Raw genomic sequence first — 20,854 nt, forward strand, 5'->3', positions numbered from 1 at the left:
ATATTTATGAATAAAACTGCATTAACTAAAACATACACAAAAGATATACAAAATTCCTGTTTAAATTCTAAAAAGATAGTTTTATCTTTAGCTGCTATTTCTTTTTCGGCAAGTTGTACTCATGCTACACTTACTCCTGAAATAGAAACTTACGAAGAGGCAACAAATAGACATACTAAAGCTAGGTCAGGTATTGGTTCTAAAAATCTGAATAATAATAAGACTATAAGTAGTTTACAAAATTCAACTCAAACTGTAAGTGGCACCGGCAATACTCTAGTTATAGAAAGTGGTGGAACTATTACTATTTCTAATGGTAGCCAACAAGCGGTCAATTTCACTCAAGGTTCTTCAACTTCTACCTTTTTAAATCAAGGAACTCTTATAGGTGGAAACAATGCTGCTAGTGTTCGGCTAGGAGCAAATAGAAATAACGGTGTTACCATAGAAACCTTTGATAATCAAGGTATCATAGGCAATGGTTCTTCTAAATTTGGAGTAACAGTTTGGGGTACAAATAGCTCTAAATCTACTATCAATAATTTTAGTAATAGTGGAACTATTCACTCTAGTACTGGTGAAAGTATTTATTTTGATAACGCCAAAATATCAAGTTTTGCTAATAGTGGGACTATTAAGAGTAACCAAGGCGCAGGAGTAAATATATCTCAAGGAACAAGTAGTATAGGGAATTTTAACAATAGCGGAACTATTGAAGGCAAGAGCATGGGTGTAAATGTTCGTTCAACAATAGATACCTTCGTCAATAGCGGTTTAATTACTACAACTGTAAAGGGCAATTGGAGCAATGGAATACAGATAAATGCTAATGTAAAAACATTAAAAAATACGGGAACCATACAAGGATTTAGTGCACCTATAAGATCATCAGGTGGAACTATAGACCAATTGATCAATGAAGGCACTATGAAGGGTGAAAGTATTGGTATTTACATGATAGGAGGTCTTGTTAAAACTCTTACAAATAGCGGTACCATTAATCAAAACAATTCGGCAACTTGGGCTGCTGGTATAAAACTCCAAAATAACAGTACCATAGAAAATATCATCAACACAGGATCTATCCGTTCTAATGCTTTTGGAATATCTGTAACTGGTGGTAAATTTGGAACACTTACCATAAAAGATGGAGGTCAAGTTTATGGAAAATACTCGGCAATAGGAGTGGGTCAATCGCAAACTCTAGGAGATTTATATATAGATGGACGTTCAAATAATGGCACAGTAAGTGGAATTTATAGTGAAGAACATGGAATTTTATTAGAGAATAACTCACGAACTCAAAAAATAGAACTTAAAAACGGTGGCATTATACAAGGTAAGATCGATGGTATAAGATTGACAGACTCGGCCTCTTTAAGTGGAGAAATGATTTTATCTGGCGAAGGTTCTAGGGTAGAAGGTGGAAGAGGTGCTGGTATATTGAATCGAAGTGGAAAAATAACAGGCTCTATAACCATAAAAGATGGAGCAACTGTTACGGCTACTTCGAATCAAGCCATATCTAACTCTCGCTCAGGAAGTATAACAGGTGGTATTACTGTTAGTGGGAAAAACACTAAACTTCAAGGAAATATAATCAATAGAGATAATGCTTCTATAGGTAGTGATATTAAGATAGAAGGTGGAGCTAAGGTAGAAGGTGGTCTTGTTAATCAAGGTAATGGAGCTATTTCTGGTTCAATTACTGTAGATAAAGATAGTAAACTTGATTCTATCACTAACACTTCTACATCATCTACAGGTATAAGTGGTTCTATTACTAACAATAGTGATAATAAGCTTGAAATTTCTAATTCAGGTAATATCGGTGGTAAGATTGAAAGTACAGGTAGTGCTGATATGGTGATTAGCAATAGTAATGGTGGAACTATTAGTGGCGGTATTAGTTCTTCAGGAAGTGGAAGCACTAGTATTTCCAATTCACAAGGCTCAACCATAAATAACGGCATCACTGTTTCAGGATCAGCACAAGTTGAAATCTCCAATCAAGGCTCAGTAGGTAAAGATAAAAATGGTAATACAGTAACTAACAATGGTAGTGGTAGTGTTGGAATCAAAGATTGGCTTGTTTCTACAGATAAAAACACAGGTAAATTAAACACTGTGGTTATAGGTGGAAGTGGTAAAGATAATGTAAAAGTAGAAAACATCACCGTAGATCAAAGCAATGTTGATCTTGAAGAGCTAAACGATATAAATAACATCATCTCAGGTGTTAATCAAGGCAATATTGGCAATATAGGAACCAATGGAAGTGGAGAAATATCTTTAAGCTTTGATCCAATAACAGGAAAGCTTACTACAGATTTTAATCTTAATGCTTCCATATCAGGTGCAACCTTTAGATCTTTAATCTCTACTACTTCAAGAAGATCAACCTTTATAGATAATGTTATGGGTAATTCTATGCAAAGCTTTGCTTTAGCTTCTTCAAGTAAATCTCAAAGCATCGCTATGTCTGAAAAGGGTAATTTATATGCAGATGCAAGTGATTATATAAAGAGTGATTTAAATAATGGAAGCTATGGTTCTAATAAAGAACATTCTTTATTCATCCTTCCTTATACTTCTTCACAGAATGTTGAACTTTCTTTAAATGAAGAAAGTAAAGGACACACTAAAGGAACCATTATAGGTTATTCTACTTTAAAAGACAGTGGAATATATGGTGTGTATGCAGGTTATGAAGATACAAAAATGGGTTCAACTTATTTTGATATTAATAATAGAACCTATTATGCAGGTTTAAAATACTTTAATACCTTATTTACTACAGAAAAAGGTCAAGAAGTTTATATCAAAGCTCAAGGTAAAGCTGCTTTGATTAAAAATGATTTAACTGAAAAAATAGGAAATAATGAAGCTAAAGCTGAACCTAATTCTTATGCTTATGGAGTCAATACAGCCTTAGGTATGAATTTTATTTCTAATAAAGATATATTCTCTCCTGAAATAGGTCTTGCTTATGAAGGAGGTTATACTGAAGCTTTTTCTATGAAAGACACCATAGGACAAGCAACAGTTAAAGGTGGAGAAAGAACCTATGCAAACTATTTAAATCTTTTCTCTACTAAAACAAGTCTTACTTGGTTTAGAGATTGGTTGCCTAATTTAAAAACTTCAGTAGAACTTGGAGCTAAGTTTAATATCAATCCTAAAGTAGAAGCTGAGGCTAGATTTGGTAATATAAAAGTAAGTGATGAGTTTGATTTACCAAGAGTACAAAAATTTGTAAGCACTTCTTTTATCGTTCCTGTTAATGAAGCTTTCTATTTTAGTTTAAACTATAATGGAATGTTTGATAAAGATGGCAATACCCATACAGGATTTGCTCAGTTTAATTATCTTTGGTAATCTTATAAAAGATAATACTTAGTTTAATTAGTTTACTCTCCTACTTGTTAAAAATTTCATCCTGATAATTTTAAAATTATTAGGATGGATGTTTTTAAGGTTATTAAACTCTTTTTAGATTGCAATCATTCTTTTAAAGTATTTTAAAAACTCAACAAAGATTATAACAATACAATCATTTTAAATTATTTTAATACGATTAAAAAGAAGTGAAGAGGATTGAAGAGTAAAAATTAACTTTTTAAAATCCTTGCAAGTTTAAGCAAATTTGAAATCAAAAATTCTTTTTTTACGAGCTTAGAATTGGTTTTAAGCTCGTATTCGCATTTAAGCAAAAGAGTGAAAATTTCTTTATATTGTTCGATTTTTAAATTAAAGGCTTGAGAGCTTAAATTTTGTCCCACTTGAGGAGGTGGAGTATAGCCTAAAAGATCTTTAAAGTCAATTTTACCATTGACTTTAGCATAAAGTGCGATTTTAAACAAACGATAAAAAGAATTATACAAAGAGTTGATTAAAGCAATTTCATTAAAATTATCTAAAATTTTTTCAAGTTCGCTTTTAAAGTCTTGTTTTTTTAAAATTTTCTCAAAAAAGCTTTCAAAACTTCCTGTATTCAAACTATAGCAGTATTGTTCTATGGTTTTTTCATCTACTCTTAAACCACTAAATTTATTAAGCTCACTCGCAGCAAGATACAAGTTTTCATCAAAACTTGTAAAAAGAGTAAATAAAGCATTTTGAGTGATTTCAACCCTTAGTTGTTTTGCTTTTATGCTTAAAAGCTCCACGCCTTCTTTAGCTCCGTTAGCTTTAAAAAATCTTACAAAATGAGGAGAGAAAATTTTTTCTATGTCGCTTTGTTTAGAACTTTCATCATAAAGCTCTAAAAGAAAGAAATTGTCCGCATTGTTTTTACAAAGTTCGACTAAAATTTTAAGATCTTTTATTGGAATTTTTTTAGAAGTTTTAATTTCTAGTAATTTTTTTTCGCTAAAAAGCGATCCTGTGCTTAAAAAATCACTTGCATGAGTGAAGTTGTATTCTTCAAAAAAAAGTTTTAAAGTTTCATCGGGCTTATATTTTTCTTTTATAAATTCAGCATAAAGTTCGCTTTGAAAATTATCTGCTCCATAAAGAAAGAAAAAATTAGGTATTGAATCTTTAGAAAGCAGGGTTTGGAGCTCTTTTCTATACATTTTCTTCCTTTATAAGTCTTTGGGTGATTTTAGCATAAATTTTTGCCATAACTATATCCGCTTCCATGATTTGCACTTCAACATTTTCTAGTAAATTCGCATGCGTATCATAAAGGATTATATCCGCTCCTTTGATTTCATCATCTAGTTTAGCTATGCAAACTCCGTCATTTTGCACAACTAAAGCTTTAAATTTTTTGCCTATATTTTTAGCTGCCCATCTAGCAAATTTTCTATCCATAAAATCAAAAGCAACCTTATCCGCCTCTCTTTCAAGTGTGCTAAGATTCTCGCAAGTGCTTTCTATGTTTAAAAGTAGATAATTAAAAAGTTTTTCATCGTTTTTTTGTTTGGCTTTTAAAAGTCTGTGTAAAATAAGATCAGAATACCTTCTTATAGGGCTTGTAAAATGTGAGTATTTATCAAAACCTAAGCCAAAATGCCCCGCATTGACGCTAGAATATTCCGCTTTTTTTTGTGCTTTGATGATGAGTTTATCTACTTCTGCTCTTAAATTTAATTCATCAGCTAAAGCTTGTATGTCGCGTATGAGCTCAGGAAGATTGGGTTTAAAATTTACATCGATTCCGAGTTCGCGTAATTCATTTAAAAGCTTATCGATTTTTCTTGTATCAGCACTTAAGTGATTTCTAAAAACGCCTATATCTATGAGTTTTGCTGCGGCTTTATTGGCTAAAAGCATACAATCTTCGATCAAATTATGCGAAGGCGTGTCTTTTTCAAAAACTGTGCTTTTTAGACTTAAATTTTCATCTAAATTCATTCTTAATTCTTCGGTGCGAAATTCAAAGGCATTTTTAAGACGCATTTTGCGTAAATTTTTTGTGATTTCAAAAAGCTCATAAAGCCATGAAAGTTCTTTTAAATCAGGTTTTTGTACCAAAATTTCATCAACTTCATCGTAATTAAAACGGCGTTTTGAGTTGATAATACCTTCAAAAAGTTCTTCTTTGATGACTTTATTTTCATGATCGAGTGTGATTTTAAAACAATATGCTAAGCGATCTAAATGAGGTTTTAAAGAACAGATATTTTCACTTAAAGGATGCGGTAACATAGGTATAGCAATGTGCGGAAAATAAATAGAAAATCCACGATTTCTTGCTTCTTTATCTATAGCACTATAAGCATAAACATATTCGCTAACATCAGCAATAGCTACATAAATTTCTCGTTTTTGAGTGTCAAAATAAATCGCATCATCAAAATCTTTTGCATGTATAGGATCTATAGTGCAAAAAGGCAAGGCTCTTAAATCCATGCGATTTTCATACATACTCGCATCAACACTATCGCCGTTTGCTAGGGCTTCTTTGATACAAGCGTCGCTAAATTCGTTGTTTTTATTGAAAAGGGCTAAAGAGATTTTTTCATCTATACTTTCATCATCAATATGCCCTAAAACTTCTATGATATTGTTATTTTCATTTTCTATTTTTAAAATTGTCCCTAAAGGTAGTGCTTTTAAGGATTTTTGAGAAGCTTTTAAGGTGGTGCTTAATCCTGTTTTGATATTCATTCCAAGCACGGCTTGGCCATACCTTTTGGTGATCACTAAAGAAGTTTCATTGGCTTTTTTTAAAACCAAAATCACCTTTGCACTGGGGCGTTTTTTCTTTAAAGGTAGAAGTTTTACTGCAACTATATCTTTATAGTTTGCACCTTTTAGGTTTTTGTTTTCTATCAAAAGATCTTTTTTAAAACTTTCATCAAAGCATTGTAAAAAACCTGTACCTTTGCTCGAAATATCAAGCACCCCAAAGGCAAAACCATTGTTAAGATAGTATTTGTTTTTGTGTTCTTTAATGATATGATTGGCTAAAAGCTCTCTTAAAATTTGTTTAAATTCATTGCTTACTTCGTGAGAGCTAATGCCATAACTAAGACTGTTTAAAAATTCTTTCACTTTTAATACTTTATGATTTTTTGTAAAATTCTTACATAAAGTTTATAAAAAAAATATGAAATTTATACTTTAATTGCTATAATAATACCTTTAATTTTTGAATTTTTAAGGAGTGAATATGGCTATTACAGTATATTATGATAAAGATTGTGATTTAAATTTAATCAAATCAAAAAAAGTAGCAATTATAGGTTTTGGCTCTCAAGGACACGCTCATGCGATGAATTTAAGAGATAATGGCGTAAATGTAATTATCGGACTTCGCGAAAGTAGTGTAAGTGCTGTTAAAGCAAAAAATGCTGGTTTTGAAGTAATGAGTGTAAGCGAGGCTTCTAAGATGGCAGATGTGATTATGATTTTAGCTCCTGATGAAATTCAAGCAGATATTTTTAATGTCGAAATAAAACCCAATTTAAGTGAAGGCAAGGCTATAGCTTTTGCACACGGTTTTAATATCCACTATGGTCAAATTGTTGCTCCAAAAGGTGTAGATGTTATCATGATAGCACCTAAAGCACCAGGACATACAGTAAGAAATGAATTTACTTTAGGAGGTGGAACTCCTTGCTTGATAGCTATTCATCAAGATGAAAGTAAAAATGCTAAAAATTTAGCCTTAAGTTATGCAAGTGCGATTGGGGGTGGACGCACAGGTATTATAGAAACAACCTTTAAAGCTGAAACAGAAACAGATCTTTTTGGTGAACAAGCCGTGCTTTGTGGTGGGCTTAGTGCTTTGATTCAAGCAGGTTTTGAAACTTTGGTTGAAGCAGGTTATGAACCTGAAATGGCTTATTTTGAGTGTTTGCATGAAATGAAACTCATTGTGGATTTGATTTATCAAGGTGGTATTGCAGATATGCGTTATTCTATTTCAAATACTGCAGAATACGGCGATTACATCACAGGGCCAAAGATTATCACTGAAGAGACTAAAAAAGCGATGAAAGGTGTTTTAAAAGATATACAAAATGGTGTTTTTGCAAAAGATTTTATCTTAGAACGCCGTGCAGGTTTTGCTAGAATGCATGCAGAACGCAAAAATATGAATGATTCTTTGATAGAAAAAACAGGACGCAATTTGCGTGCTATGATGCCTTGGATCAGTGCTAAAAAATTAGTAGATAAAGATAAGAACTAAACATTGTCAAAGAAAAAATTAGTTCAAATTCAGCGTTATTTAATCATAGCTATACTTTTTTTACTTTGCATAGCTTTAGCTTTGGGAATTTTAGTAAAATATCAAAATTCCCAAGATGTTTCTTCTGTTAAGCCGGATTATTTTATTGATAAGCAAGAAGATTTAATTTCATTAAATAAAGATCATTATGAAATTGGTATTTTTCAAGAGAATGAGTTTGATAATAATAAATCTGTAAGTATTTTAGAGCAAAAAATTCAAGAAATTGATGATTTAAATACAAGTTTAAATGAGCAAAATTTAAGCAGTGTGGAGCAGAATTTAAGTTTAGAACAAAATCAGAGTTTAGAACAAAATTTTATTCTAAAAGATACAAATTTAACCCAAGATCAAAATTTAACTTTTAATGAAGATATTCATTTAAATAAAATTTCTAAAAAACCAAAACTTGCTATTATTATCGATGATATGGCAAATGCAAGTCAGGTTAGAGGTTTAAAAGCTTTAAATTTAAAGTTAAATCCTTCTTTTTTTCCGCCAGATAAAAACCATAGCGAAACGCCAAAACTTGCTTTAAAATTTGATTTTTATATGGTGCATTTACCTTTAGCAGCAATTAATTACAATAAACCCGAGCTTGATACTTTAAATCCAAATGATAGCAAAGAAAGAATTTTTAAAAAAATCAAGCAAATTAAAAAAGATTTTAAGGATTTAAGATACATCAATAATCACACGGGAAGTTTATTTACAAGCAATGAAGAAGCTATGAGAAAGCTTTATGAGGTTTTAAAAAATCAAAATATATTTTTTGTAGATTCTAAAACTATAGGAAATTCTAAAGCAAATAAAATAGCCAAAGAGTTAAATGTTCCTTATATACAAAGAGATGTGTTTTTGGATAATGAAGATGATGTTAATTATGTTAAAAAACAACTTGAAAGTGCGGTAAAACTTACACAAAAAAAAGGTTTTGTTATAGCCATAGGACATCCTAGAAAAAATACTTTTAAAGCTTTAGAGCAAAGTAAAGATTTGTTAAAAAGCGTTGATCTTGTGTATTTGAGTGAAATTTATGGCAAGTGAAATTTTGCCTGATGAATTTTTAGAACTTTTTAAAGATTTAAAAAAGCCTCCTAAAAAATTACACTATAAAGGAAATTTATCTTTATTAAAACAAGATAAAATCGCTATTATAGGTTCAAGGCGTATGAGTGTTTATACGAAAAATTGTGTTTTTTCCTTAGCGAGTATGCTTAAAAATGCTCATCTTTGCGTGGTAAGTGGCGGTGCTTTGGGTGTGGATATCACCGCAAGTATGGCAGCTATGCCAAATACTATAGGTATTTTTGCTAATGGTTTAGATCAAATTTATCCAAGAACTAATGAAAAAATCATTAAACAAATTTATGAAAATGCTTTAGCTTTAAGTGAATACGAAGATGATTATTTGCCAAAAAATTATGACTTTTTACTAAGAAATCGTTTGGTTATTGCTTTAAGTAAGGCCGTTGTGGTTGCACAAGCAGATATAAAAAGTGGTTCTATGCAGAGTGCAAAACTTGCTTTAGAACTCAATAAACCTTTATATGTTTTACCACAAAGACTAGAAGAAAGCACAGGAACTAATTTTCTTTTAAAGGAAAATAAAGCAAAGTTAATTTGTGATTTTAAAGAATTTGTAAGTGAGTTTGCAAGTATAGATATAAATCAAGATGAATTTTTAGAGTTTTGTAAAAAAGGTGTGAGTGTTGATGAGGCTTTAAAAATTTATGGACAAAAAGTTTATGAATATGAACTTGAGGGAAAAATTTCCATAGAAGGGCTTTTTATAAGGGTTTTAGCATGAGAGCTTTGGCTTTAGATGTAGGTTTAAAACGCATAGGTGTAGCGCTTTGCATAGATAAAAAGATCGCTTTGCCTTTAGATGCAGTTTTAAGAAAAAATCGCAATCAAGCCGCTAATGAAATCAAAAATTTACTTAAAATACATGAAATTTCTTTACTTATTGTAGGCATTCCTAAGGGTGGATCAAGTGAAGAAGAAATGACAAGACGCATTAAGCATTTTGTTTCTTTGCTTGAATTTGATAAAGAAATTTGCTTTGTAGATGAAAGCGGAACAAGCAAAGAAGCTTTAGGATACGGCGTAGCCAATACACGCAAAAAAGATGGTAAATTAGACTCTTTATCCGCTTTTATCATGATAAAGGATTATTTTGCTCTCTAGAATAGAAAAACTTTATACCAAAGATGAAATGCAAAATATTTTATCTTCTTTTGCTCAAGAAAAAAATGTTTGTGTATTTGCAAATACTTTAAAAACTAGCATTGAAGAATTAGAAAAAGAATTTTTAAAACAAAAATTAAAATTTAAAAAGATCAATGCTTATTGTTATTTGTTTGATGCCAAAGATAAGGCTATCTTAAGTTCTATGAAAGCTTTTAATGAGGCGCACTTTTATATACAAAATTATTCTTCTTATTTGTGTGCTTTAAATTTAGAAGTCAAAGCAGGGCAAAGGGTTCTTGATATGTGTGCAGCTCCGGGTGGTAAAAGTATCAATCTTGCAAATTTTATGCAAAATACAGGTTATTTAGCTTGCAATGAGATGAGTAGGGATAGATTTTTTATTTTGCAAAAAAATCTTAAAAATTACGGCGTGAATGCTAAAGTTTTTATGAAAGATGGTAAAAATATAGGCAATTTATGCCCTTTAAAATTTGATAAAATCTTACTTGATGCACCTTGTTCAACTTTTGCTAAAATAGGTTTTGATTTGGAAAAAAGTTATAAAGAAATCAAAAATATTGCAAAAACTCAAAAAAAACTTCTACATTCTGCTTTAAAGGCATTAAAAATAGGCGGAGAGCTTGTATATAGTACTTGCACCTTTACCAAGGAAGAAAATGAAGAAGTGATAGAGAATGCTTTAAAAAGTGAGTTTAAATTAGAGCTTTTAGATATTGATTTGGAAAATGTTGAGGCTAAAGCAGGGCAAAGTGAAGAATTTGCTGAAATTTCAAAATGCAGACGGATTTTACCAAGCTTAGACTATGATGGATTTTTTATAGCTAAGCTTAGGAAATTATGTTAATTGATAAAATTATTCACATTTAAATACAAATTCATAAAAAAACTTAAAAAACAATAAATAATTTTTTCTTTATTTTAAAGCTTAAAGTTCTATTTTTAAGTACTTTGAAAAGAAAATCACAGCGTGAAAAGGCTGTGAATAAAGTTGAAATTTTTTTAACCTTAAAAAGATGAAATTAGTCTGATTGTATTTTTTGCAGTTTTGGAGCTATTATAGCTTGACAATATCCTTGATTGGGATTATTTATAAAATAATGTTGATGATAGTTTTCAGCTTTGTAATAAGTTTGCAATCTTGAAATTTTAGTAACTATTTTTTTGCTAAATATTTTTTGCTGTTCTTCGATGAAATTTTGAGCTAAAATTTTATCTTCTTCATTTTCGTAAAAGATTATTGAGCGATATTGTATACCAATATCTCCACCTTGTTTATCTATACTTGTTGGATCATGAATTTTAAAAAAGAGTGTTAAGATTTCAAGAAGAGAGATTTGTTTTTCATCGTAATTTATTTTGACAACTTCTATGTTGCCATCACCATTACACACGCTTTCATAGCTAGGATTTGGATTTCCTCCGCTATATCCAACTTCAGTATTGATTACACCTTTTAGGCGTTCAAATACGGCTTCAACACACCAAAAACAACCACCACCTAAAACGATATTTTTCATTGCGAGTTTTCCTTGAGTTTAGCCCTTTGAAGGGCTAGGATTATTTGTAGTTTTTGATTGCTTTTTCTAAAATTTCAATTGCAGCTTTTTCATCTTTGAAATCTTGCACTTTAACCCATTTATTTGGTTCTAAAATTTTATAAGTTTCAAAGAAATTTTTGATTTTATTTAAAGTTGCTTGTGGTAAATCTGTGTAAGTTTTTATATTGTCATATCTTGCATCTATTTTTGAATTTGGAACCGCAAGAAGTTTTTCATCCATTCCGCTTTCATCTTCCATGATTAAAACACCGATTAAGCGGCAAGGAATCACGGCTCCAGCTTGGATAGGATATTCATTAAGCACTAAAATATCTACAGGATCACCATCATCAGCCAAAGTATTGGCAATAAAACCATAGTTTGCTGGGTAAAACATCGCACTAGCCATAACGCGATCTACCATGATAGCACCACTATCTTTATCGATTTCGTATTTGATATTTGAGCCGTATGGAATTTCGATTACGGCATTGATTTTATTTGGAATATCTCCGATTTTGATTTTGCTTAAATTCATTTTTTCTCCTTATATACTTTGAATTTTTTTAATCAGTTCTTTCATGTCTGCAACGATAGGTTCGATAGTGCGCTCCCCATCGATAATAAAATGAAGTTTTTTCTTTTGATAAAAATCTAAAATTTCATTTAAAGGTTCTGTATAAACTTTCATTCTATTATAAAACACTTCTTCATTATCATCTGCACCACGATTTCTGCCTAAAACTCTTTCTTTGGCAACTTCTTCGCTTACTCTTACTTCTATGACACCTTTAAGACAAATTTCATTTTGCTCACTTAAAACCTTGTCAAATTCCATCATTTGCTCTACGCTTCTTGGATAGCCATCGATGATGATAGTTTTAGTTGGAGCAGCTTTTAGAGCACAAACTATAGTATTTATAACAACATCTAAAGGAACAAGATTGCCTTTGGAGATAAAACTATCTATAGTTTTTCCAAGCTCGCTCCCACTTGCTACTTCAGCTCTTAAAAGATCTCCTGTTGAATAGTGTGTAATATTTGTCGCATCTGCTTGTGCGATTAAACTAGCATCGGTAGTTTTTCCACTACCTGGTGCACCTATGATTAAAAACAATTCTTTCATTTTATATTCTCCCTTAATTTGATTCCTAATTCTCTCATTGCTTCATTGCTAGCAGGCGATGGTGCATCTGTCATTAAGCATTGCGCTCTTTGGGTTTTTGGAAAGGCTATAACCTCTCTTATGTTGTTTGCTCCTGTAACTAGCATGATGAGTCTATCAAGTCCTATAGCGATACCTCCATGTGGTGGAGCACCAAAACTTAAAGCATCAAGCAAGAAGCCAAATTTTTCTTTTTGTTGTTCTTCATCGATATTTAAAAGTTTAAATACTTTTTGTTGAATATCATTTTTATGGATTCTTATACTACCTCCACCTAGCTCAACGCCATTTAACACTACATCATAAGCAATAGATGAAATTTCTTCTAAATCAGTCTCATCAATATTTTTTGACATGGTAAAAGGATGGTGCATCGCAGAATAACTTCCGTCATCATTTTGCTCAAACATAGGAAAATCAACAACCCATAAGAATTCCAAGGTATTTGGATCTATAAGTTTTAATTCGTTGGCTAAGAAAATTCTAAATCTTCCCATATAATCAAGCACGGTTTTTTTAGCTCCTGCACCGAAAAATACCACATCTCCTACTTCAAGCTCACAGCGTTTGCTTAGCTCATTTAAATCTTCTTCGCTAAAGAATTTGCAAAGTGGACCTTTAAGCCCATCTTCTTTAACTTGTATGAAAGCTAAGCCTTGGGCGCCAAATTTACGCACAAATTCTTCAAATCTTTGCATTTGTCTTTTTGAAAAAATAGTATCGCCTTTTGGAACGCGTATGGCTTTGATGCGATTTTTCTTTGTATCTTTGGCAATATTTGCAAAAATTTCATTATTTGACTTAGCGAAAATATCAATCACATCAATAAATTTAAGATCAAATCTTAAATCCGGCTTATCAGAGCCATAATTTTCCATAGCGTCTTTGTATTGCATTTGTCTAAAAGGGGTTTGAATTTCTTTGCCGCAAGCTTTGAAAATATCTTTTAAAAAAGTTTCAGCTACATTGATTACATCTTTTTGTTCGCAAAAACTCATTTCAATATCAATTTGTGTGAATTCGGGTTGGCGATCAGCTCTTAAATCTTCATCTCTAAAACATTTTGCGATTTGAAAATAACGATCAAAACCGCTACACATTAAAAGTTGTTTGAAAAGCTGAGGGCTTTGTGGAAGAGCATAAAATTCACCCTGATGCACACGAGAAGGCACGAGATAATCTCTTGCGCCTTCGGGAGTAGCTTTGGTAAGAATAGGGGTTTCAACTTCTAAAAATCCCATATTTGCCAAAGAATTTCTAGCTGCTATACAAGCTTTAGAACGCAAGGCAAAATTTTCATAAAGTTTAGGATTTCTTAAATCTAAAAAGCGATATTTTAAGCGTAATTCTTCATTTACACTTTCATCAGCGATAGCAAAAGGAGGTACGGCACTTTCATTTTCTATGGTAAGTTTAGAAACAACTACTTCGATTTCTCCTGTTTTTAATTTAGGATTTATAAGTCCTTCGCCACGCGGACGAATAGTGCCTTCTGCAATAAGTACAAATTCATTTCTTGCATTGGAAGCGATTTCATGAGCTTCTTTGCTATCATTTGGATCACAAACAAGTTGGATAATACCACTTCTATCTCTTAAATCTATAAAAATAACTCCACCATGATCGCGGTAGCTATTTACCCAACCGCAAAGTTTAACGCTTTGACCAACATGGGAAATTCCCAAGTTTGTATTATAATGACTTCGCAAATTTATTCCTTGAAAAAAGATTTTTTAAGATAATGAGCAAAATTATAGTATTTTTATTCTTTTGCTTTGCTAAGATTTGATATAATTTTTTATGCAAAATAAAATAGATCATAAAAATATTAAAAAAATTGGACTTGTTACACGACCCAATGTGAGTTTAGATAAGGAAATTTTAAAACTTCAATCGATTTTATCTATATATAAAGTTGAACTTGTATTGTTTAAAGAAAGTTCTGAAATTTTAGATTTGCCAAAGTATGGATTGGATGATTTGTTTAAAATATCTGATTTTGTTATTTCTTTAGGTGGAGATGGAACTTTGATTTCTTTATGTCGTAAAGCTTGTGAATATGATAAAGCAGTTTTAGGAATTCATGCTGGACATTTAGGTTTTTTAACAGATTTTAAAGTTGATGAAGCTGAAAATTTTTTTCAAGCTTTTTTTCAAGGAGAATTTAGAATAGAAAAGCCTTATTTGTTAAGTGTTTTTTTAGAAGATAAGCAAGGAAAAATTTTAGAAAAATTAGCTTTTAACGATGTGGTCATCAGTAAAAACAATCAAGCTTCTATGGCTCATATAGAAGTTTTTAGAAAAGAAAAGAAATTTAATGAATATTTTGGAGATGGGCTTATTGTTGCAACTCCTGCGGGTTCAACAGCTTATAATTTAAGTGCAAATGGGCCCATAGTTTATACTTTAGCTCAAGCTTTTATCTTAACTCCTGTTTGTTCTCATTCTTTAACACAACGCCCTATTGTCTTACCAAAAGGTTTTGAAATAGAGATTATGGCAAAGGATTGTATACTTTGCATTGATGGGCAAGAAAATTATAAAATGAATGATTTTAAAAGTATAAAAGTGGGTTTAAGTGATAAAAATGTGGCTTTAATTCACCCAAAAAATAGGGATTATTTTCAAATTTTAAAAGAAAAATTACACTGGGGAAATTGATGATAAATAGAATTTTTATGAAAGAAAATCTTGGTTTTAAAAAGGCTGAGCTTGAAATTTCTAAAGGACTTACCGTTTTTACGGGGCTAAGTGGAGCTGGAAAATCAGTTTTGTTTAAAGGAATTTTATCCGCATTTTCTTTGAGTGAAAGTGAGGCTAAAATTGTCGAAATAGAACTAGATGATAAGTTGGATTTAGAAAGTTTTGGTATAGAAAGTGAAGAGGAGAATGTTTTTAAGCTTTTAAAAGAAAAAAACACAAAATATTTTATTAACAATCAAAGCATAGCGAAAAAAAGTTTGCAAAATTTAAGTAAAACTTTTATTAAGTATTTAAGCGCAAAGGAAAATAACGAATTTGGAAATGAAAAATTTTTAAATCTCTTAGATGCCTTGGAGATGCAAGAAAATACAAATTTTGTTTCCTTTTTAGAAGATTTTAAAAAAGATTTTAATGCTTATAGTCAAATTTCTAATGAGCTTAATGCAATTTTAGAAGAAGAAAAAAAAGTAGAAGAATTAAAAGAACTAGCTAGAGCACAAATTGAAAAAATTTCAAGCATTAATCCTAAAATAGGTGAGTATGAAGAGCTTTTAATACTTAAAAAAAAGCTTTCTAAAAAAGATAAATTAGAAGAAGCTTGGAGTAAGGCAGAGCGTATTTTTGAGCTTGAAAAAGTTGTTATTGAAGCTTTAAATTTAAGCGAAGTTGATGCGAGTTTTTTTAGTGAATGTTTGAATGAATTGCGTGTGATTTGCGAAAATCAAAAAATGGAAGATTTGGATTTTGATGTGGAGGCGCTTTTAGATCGCATTGAAAATTTATCCTATCTTATCAAGCGTTATGAAAGCATAGAAAATGCTTTAGAAGTTTTAAAACAAAAAAAATATGAGCTAGAGCATTATGAAAATTTAAGTTTTGAAAAAAAAGAACTTGAAAAAAAATTTCAAGAATTAAAACAAAAATTAGAAGAAAAAGCACAAATTTTAACTCAAACAAGAAAGAAAAACCTTAAAAAATTAGAAAAATGTTTAAATAATTATCTTAAAGATCTTTATATGAAAGATGCAAGTTTGACGCTTAAAGAAAATGAAAAAATTTCAATTTTAGGCAAAGATGAGATAATGCTAGATATTAATTTAGCTCATTTAAAAAATTTAAGTTCGGGTGAATTAAATCGCTTAAGACTTGCTTTTATAGCCACAGAATGTAATATTTTAAATACAGGCAAAGGGATATTATTTTTAGATGAAATTGATGCAAATTTAAGCGGAAAAGAGGCTATGAGTATAGCTAAGGTTTTAGAGGAACTTTCTAAGTTTTATCAAATTTTTGCTATTTCTCATTTGCCTCAACTTTCCTCTAAGGCACATAATCATTTTTTAGTTGAAAAAAATGGTGAAGAAAGTAAGGTAAAAAAGCTTGATCAAGAAGAAAGAATTAAAGAACTTGCTAGGATGGTAAGTGGAGAGCTTGTTAGTGATGAAGCGATCGAATTTGCTAAGACCTTATTTAAGAATTAAGCGGATTTTTTATTTTGCTATGTTAAAATATATAACTATAAAAATTTCCTTTCTTTTGAAACAAATATAATAAAAAATTTTAGATATAAAGGTATTTTACACACTATGAATAAGAAAATTTTAATTATTGATGACAATAAAATGCTCGGCAAACTTTTGGCTAAAAAAATTCAAATGACTTTAGATTATGAGGTAGATATTGCTTTTGGTTTTGCTGAAGCTAAGGAGTTAATGAATAATGATTATTTTTTAGCTTTTGTGGATTTATGCTTGCCAGATGCCCCAAATGGTGAAGTTGTGGATTATGTTATAGAAAAGAAAATTCCTGCTATTGTTCTTACGGCTAGTGGTGATAAGGCTACTAAAGAAAAATTTATGGATAAAGATATATTAGATTATATTTTTAAAGAAAGTGAAACTTGCATTGATGAGATTATTAGTTCTATTGTAAAACTTAATCAATATGCAAAAACTAAAGTGATTTTAGCTATGAGCAAGCTACCTGAACGTAATGAAATTAAAAAAATACTTACTCAAAGACAATTTAATGTTTTAGCTGCAGCTCATGGTGAAGAAGCAATGAGTTATTTAAATGATAATAATGATGTTAAGCTTATTATAGCAGATGTCAATATGCCAGTAATTAGCGGTTTTGAGCTTTTGACTCAAGTAAGAGAACGTTTTAGTGATGATGAATTAGGTGTGATTCTTTTGGGGGATCATAATGATTCATTTGAAGCGAATTCTTTTAAAAATGGAGTTAATGAGTATTTGTTTAAGCCTTTAAGCAAAGAAAGTTTTAATTGTCGCTTAGATCGTTGTTTATCTTACATGGATGATAAAAAATTTTTAAGCACTTATAATGTTTTAGATCCTGTATCTGGGGTTAAAAATTATAATGCTTTAATCGATGGAATAGATGATTATTTTAACGAAATAGCAACAAAAGACGAGGAATTTGCTTTTGCTTTCTTAGATATAGATAATCTTCAAATGATTAACGATGAATACGGCCGTGAAGTTGGTGATGAAGTAATTAAAATCTGCGCCAATGAAATAGTTAATGAAACTAAAGGAAGAGATCTTGTAGGTAGATATAGTGCAGAAAAAATTTGTATTTTACTTAAAAATATATCTCAAGAAAGAGCGATTAAAATCTTTTCTCGTATACGAGTAAATATAAAAAAGGCTGGTGTTTTGGTTAATTTAGATGAAGTCTTTTTTACAGCTTCTATAGGCGTGGTTTTTGGAAAAAGTGGAGATAAGATTGATTCTTTGGTTGATAAAGCAAGTAAAATATTGTCTCAAGCAAAAGATAATGGCAAGGATAGAGTTGAAGTATGTTCTTAAATCTTGATTTTCAAGATGGTTTAAGGATTGTTGATACACATTGCCATCTAGACAGTGAAGCATTTAAAGATGATTTAGATGAAACTTTAAATCGTGCTTTTAAAAATGGTATAGAGAAAATCATCATACCTGGTGCTGATATAAAAGATTTGCCCTATGCAGCTACAATTGCTCATAAATATAAAAATATTTTTTTTGCAGCAGGGGTGCATCCTTATGAAATTGATAATTATGATGAGAAAATTTTAAGGCAGTATTTATGCGATGAAAAGTGTGTAGCTGTAGGTGAATGTGGGCTTGATTATTTCCGTTTTAAAAGTGATCTTGCTGAAGAAATTCAAAAAGAAAAAGAAAATCAAAAAAAGATTTTTATCGCACAGCTTGAACTTGCTATTGAATTTAAAAAACCTGTTATCATTCACTCAAGAGAAGCAAATCATGATACTTATGAGATTTTACATGGGTATTCTAAGGATCTTGTAGGAGGAGTTTTACACTGCTTTAATGCAAGCGAACATTTACTAACTCTTTTTGAAGATGGATTTTATTTTGGTATTGGGGGAGTTTTAACTTTTAAAAATGCTAAGAAATTAGTTGAAATTTTACCTAAAATTCCAAAAGATAGACTACTACTTGAAACTGATGCTCCATATCTTACTCCAGAGCCTTATCGCGGTAAAAGAAATGAACCTTTGTTAACTCAATTGGTAGCAAACAAAATGTGTGAAGTATTGAATTTATCAAGAAAAGAACTTCTAGAAATTTGTTTTAACAATTCTGAAAAATTATTTTTTAAAGGTTATTAATGAAAAAAATTTTATTGTGTTTTTTAATATGTTTTAATTTTCTTTTTGCACAAATTAATACTCCTGAATTTTATGAAAGACAAATGAATGTTTTAAGAAATTTAGATATTAATCCAAGTTTTATCAGTGATTTGATTTTTGTGCAAACTCAACAAGATATAAAATCAAAACATGCTCAAACTTTAATAGATAGCATGCAAAATTTTTCAAAAGTTACTCCTATGATAAGAAAAATTTTAGCCCAGCAGGAAGTTCCTGATGAGATTTTGTATCTAGCTATGGTTGAATCAGGCTTGAAAACTCATAGCGTTTCTAATGCCAAGGCTGTAGGGGTTTGGCAATTTATGCAACCAACAGCTAGAAATTTGGGTTTAAGAATCGATGCTTATGTTGATGAAAGGCGTGATCCAGTCAAGTCAACTTATGCCGCTACAAATTATTTAAAAGAGTTAAAAGAAGAATTTGGCAAATGGTATTTGGCACTTTTAGCTTATAATTGCGGAAATGGCAAGCTAAGACAAGCTATCAAGCAAGCAGGAAGTGATGATTTAAGTGTTTTATTGAACCCTGATAAGAAATATCTTTCTTTAGAAACTAGAAATTTTATAAGAAAGATTTTAACGCTTGCTTTTTTAGCTAATGATAGGGATTTTTTACTAGATAAAGATGCGTCTTTAATGAATTATGCTTTAAGCAATGAATTTGCAAAAGTTGATGTGCCTTCTTCTGCATCTTTAAAAGAAATAGCTAAAAATTTAAATATGGATCTTGCAACTTTTAAGAAATATAATCCACAATTTAAACATAATTTTACGCCTCCTGGTAAAGGGTATTATATGTATATACCACTTAATAAAGTAGCATTTTTTGATAAAAATTTTAAAGCAGAAAAACTTGCGAAGGTTGATACAACTATACCTATGACAAGAACTTATACCGTTAAGTCTGGTGACTCTTTATATAAAATAGCAAAAAATTATAATATAAGTGTTGATGAAATTCGAGAATTCAATAAAATAGCAAAAAATCATCTTAGTATTAATCAAAAATTAATTATACCAATCAAGGAGAATAAAAATGCAAATAAAAACAATTACACTAAAGTTGTCAGCCGTTAGTCTAGGGGCTTTATTTTTTAGTGGTTGTTTAGGCACTAGTTTTTTTTCTAGCTTGGATAATGCTCAAGTGTATTATCCTTCAAATGATTTTAAAAGCAGTCCTAGTTCTTCATCAGGGACTAAAGGAACGATGAAGCCTTATACTATCAACGGTAAAACTTATTATCCTACTGTTGTAGCAGTAGGCGAAACTGCTGATGGTATTGCGAGTTGGTATGGACCAGGCTTTCACGGCAAGAAAACCTCTAATGGCGAAACCTATAATCAAAATGCTTTAACCGCGGCTCATAAAACTTTACCTATGAATACCATCTTAAAAGTAACCAATCTAAATAACAATCGTCAAGTTACCGTTCGTGTGAATGATAGGGGTCCTTTTGTAAATAATCGTATTATAGATTTATCAAAAGGAGCTGCTAGTCAAATTGATATGATTGCTTCAGGAACAGCTCCAGTAAGGCTTGAGGTTATAGGATTTGGATCAAGTAATTCGGGTAATAATATTGTACATTCTAATGTAAACTATGGAAATAGTGGAGAGATTGCAAATAATGGACAAATTTATGAAGGTGGAAATTTCATGGTTCAAATTGGAGCCTTTAAAAACCCAGCTGGAGCACAAACGATAGCAGCAAGATATAAAACTTATAGAACTTATAGCTCTACTATACGCACAAGTTCAGTGGATGGGTTAAATCGCGTTTTCTTAACAGGCTTTAGAAGTGAAGATGAAGCAAGGGATTTTGCTGCAAGTGGTGCATTTGCAGGTGCATTTGTTGTAAGAGAGTAGAAATT

At 30.8% G+C, this 20,854-nt stretch carries 18 protein-coding genes; 12 read left to right on the forward strand and 6 right to left on the reverse strand.

Going from position 1 to position 20,854, the window contains the following annotated elements; all coding sequences use genetic code 11:
* The first annotated feature begins 6 nt into the window (after nucleotides 1-6).
* Nucleotides 7-3,378 carry an autotransporter outer membrane beta-barrel domain-containing protein gene (locus tag FBE87_RS03110; RefSeq protein WP_168977218.1) on the forward strand — a complete coding sequence of 1,124 codons (3,372 nt, stop codon included), beginning with the start codon at nucleotides 7-9 and terminating at the stop codon, nucleotides 3,376-3,378.
* A gap of 233 nt (nucleotides 3,379-3,611) precedes the next feature.
* Here FBE87_RS03110 and holA read toward each other — a convergent pair whose 3' ends face one another.
* A complete protein-coding gene (gene holA, locus FBE87_RS03115) occupies nucleotides 3,612-4,577 on the reverse strand; it encodes a DNA polymerase III subunit delta (RefSeq protein ID WP_168977219.1) in 966 nt (321 codons plus the stop codon).
* Entirely contained in the window at nucleotides 4,570-6,504 is a 1,935-nt protein-coding gene (locus tag FBE87_RS03120) for a ribonuclease R family protein (RefSeq protein ID WP_168977220.1), read from the reverse strand. The genes holA and FBE87_RS03120 overlap by 8 nt, the downstream gene beginning before the upstream one ends.
* A gap of 118 nt (nucleotides 6,505-6,622) precedes the next feature.
* On the opposite strand from FBE87_RS03120, the gene ilvC reads away from it, so the two are divergent.
* The 5 genes from ilvC to FBE87_RS03145 are packed head-to-tail and all read left to right on the forward strand — an operon-like array spanning nucleotide 6,623 to nucleotide 10,742.
* Nucleotides 6,623-7,645, forward strand: a complete 1,023-nt coding sequence (gene ilvC, locus FBE87_RS03125) for a ketol-acid reductoisomerase (RefSeq protein ID WP_100626005.1) — start codon at nucleotides 6,623-6,625, stop codon at nucleotides 7,643-7,645.
* A 3-nt stretch (nucleotides 7,646-7,648) separates the two neighbouring features.
* On the forward strand, nucleotides 7,649-8,731 hold the full coding sequence (locus FBE87_RS03130) for a divergent polysaccharide deacetylase family protein (RefSeq protein WP_002859983.1): 1,083 nt from the start codon (nucleotides 7,649-7,651) through the stop codon (nucleotides 8,729-8,731).
* Complete coding sequence (locus FBE87_RS03135; protein WP_002868431.1) at nucleotides 8,721-9,494, forward strand: DNA-processing protein DprA; 774 nt, start codon at nucleotides 8,721-8,723, stop codon at nucleotides 9,492-9,494. Before FBE87_RS03130 ends, FBE87_RS03135 begins: the two co-directional genes overlap by 11 nt.
* Complete coding sequence (gene ruvX / locus FBE87_RS03140) at nucleotides 9,491-9,874, forward strand: Holliday junction resolvase RuvX (protein WP_002852281.1); 384 nt, start codon at nucleotides 9,491-9,493, stop codon at nucleotides 9,872-9,874. The genes FBE87_RS03135 and ruvX overlap by 4 nt, the downstream gene beginning before the upstream one ends.
* A gap of 28 nt (nucleotides 9,875-9,902) precedes the next feature.
* Nucleotides 9,903-10,742: an RsmB/NOP family class I SAM-dependent RNA methyltransferase gene (locus FBE87_RS03145; RefSeq protein ID WP_079744478.1), complete on the forward strand. Its 840-nt coding sequence runs from the start codon at nucleotides 9,903-9,905 to the stop codon at nucleotides 10,740-10,742.
* Between the two features lie 175 nt (nucleotides 10,743-10,917).
* Here FBE87_RS03145 and msrA read toward each other — a convergent pair whose 3' ends face one another.
* From msrA to aspS, 4 genes are read right to left on the reverse strand one after another with little or no spacing between them, the layout of a single operon-like run.
* Complete coding sequence (gene msrA, locus FBE87_RS03150) at nucleotides 10,918-11,415, reverse strand: peptide-methionine (S)-S-oxide reductase MsrA (protein WP_002874288.1); 498 nt, start codon at nucleotides 11,413-11,415, stop codon at nucleotides 10,918-10,920.
* 40 nt (nucleotides 11,416-11,455) lie between these two features.
* Nucleotides 11,456-11,974 (reverse strand): inorganic diphosphatase, encoded by a 519-nt coding sequence (ppa, locus tag FBE87_RS03155; protein ID WP_002852138.1) that lies wholly within the window; start codon nucleotides 11,972-11,974, stop codon nucleotides 11,456-11,458.
* Between the two features lie 9 nt (nucleotides 11,975-11,983).
* Complete coding sequence (locus FBE87_RS03160; RefSeq protein WP_002868428.1) at nucleotides 11,984-12,562, reverse strand: adenylate kinase; 579 nt, start codon at nucleotides 12,560-12,562, stop codon at nucleotides 11,984-11,986.
* Entirely contained in the window at nucleotides 12,559-14,310 is a 1,752-nt protein-coding gene (gene aspS / locus FBE87_RS03165; protein WP_168977221.1) for an aspartate--tRNA ligase, read from the reverse strand. The genes FBE87_RS03160 and aspS overlap by 4 nt, the downstream gene beginning before the upstream one ends.
* 91 nt (nucleotides 14,311-14,401) lie before the next feature.
* Here aspS and FBE87_RS03170 point away from each other — a divergent pair, with 91 nt between their 5' ends.
* From FBE87_RS03170 to FBE87_RS03195, 6 genes are all read left to right on the forward strand, one after another.
* Nucleotides 14,402-15,262, forward strand: coding sequence for an NAD(+) kinase (locus FBE87_RS03170; protein ID WP_002868426.1), 861 nt, complete (start codon nucleotides 14,402-14,404; stop codon nucleotides 15,260-15,262).
* Nucleotides 15,262-16,785: an AAA family ATPase gene (locus tag FBE87_RS03175; RefSeq protein WP_002859988.1), complete on the forward strand. Its 1,524-nt coding sequence runs from the start codon at nucleotides 15,262-15,264 to the stop codon at nucleotides 16,783-16,785. Before FBE87_RS03170 ends, FBE87_RS03175 begins: the two co-directional genes overlap by 1 nt.
* Before the next feature lie 105 nt (nucleotides 16,786-16,890).
* Complete coding sequence (gene cbrR, locus FBE87_RS03180) at nucleotides 16,891-18,135, forward strand: bile resistance response regulator CbrR (protein WP_002852330.1); 1,245 nt, start codon at nucleotides 16,891-16,893, stop codon at nucleotides 18,133-18,135.
* A complete protein-coding gene (locus tag FBE87_RS03185) occupies nucleotides 18,126-18,941 on the forward strand; it encodes a TatD family hydrolase (protein ID WP_002872377.1) in 816 nt (271 codons plus the stop codon). Before cbrR ends, FBE87_RS03185 begins: the two co-directional genes overlap by 10 nt.
* Nucleotides 18,941-20,059 (forward strand): lytic transglycosylase domain-containing protein, encoded by a 1,119-nt coding sequence (locus tag FBE87_RS03190; RefSeq protein WP_002852087.1) that lies wholly within the window; start codon nucleotides 18,941-18,943, stop codon nucleotides 20,057-20,059. The genes FBE87_RS03185 and FBE87_RS03190 overlap by 1 nt, the downstream gene beginning before the upstream one ends.
* The gene (locus tag FBE87_RS03195) at nucleotides 20,019-20,849 is read left to right on the forward strand and encodes a septal ring lytic transglycosylase RlpA family protein (RefSeq protein ID WP_032581036.1); all 831 of its coding nucleotides are present in this window, start codon (nucleotides 20,019-20,021) and stop codon (nucleotides 20,847-20,849) included. The genes FBE87_RS03190 and FBE87_RS03195 overlap by 41 nt, the downstream gene beginning before the upstream one ends.
* The last annotated feature ends 5 nt before the right edge of the window (nucleotides 20,850-20,854 follow it).

It is taken from the genome of Campylobacter sp. CFSAN093246 (assembly GCF_012889415.1).
GTDB lineage: Bacteria > Campylobacterota > Campylobacteria > Campylobacterales > Campylobacteraceae > Campylobacter_D > Campylobacter_D jejuni.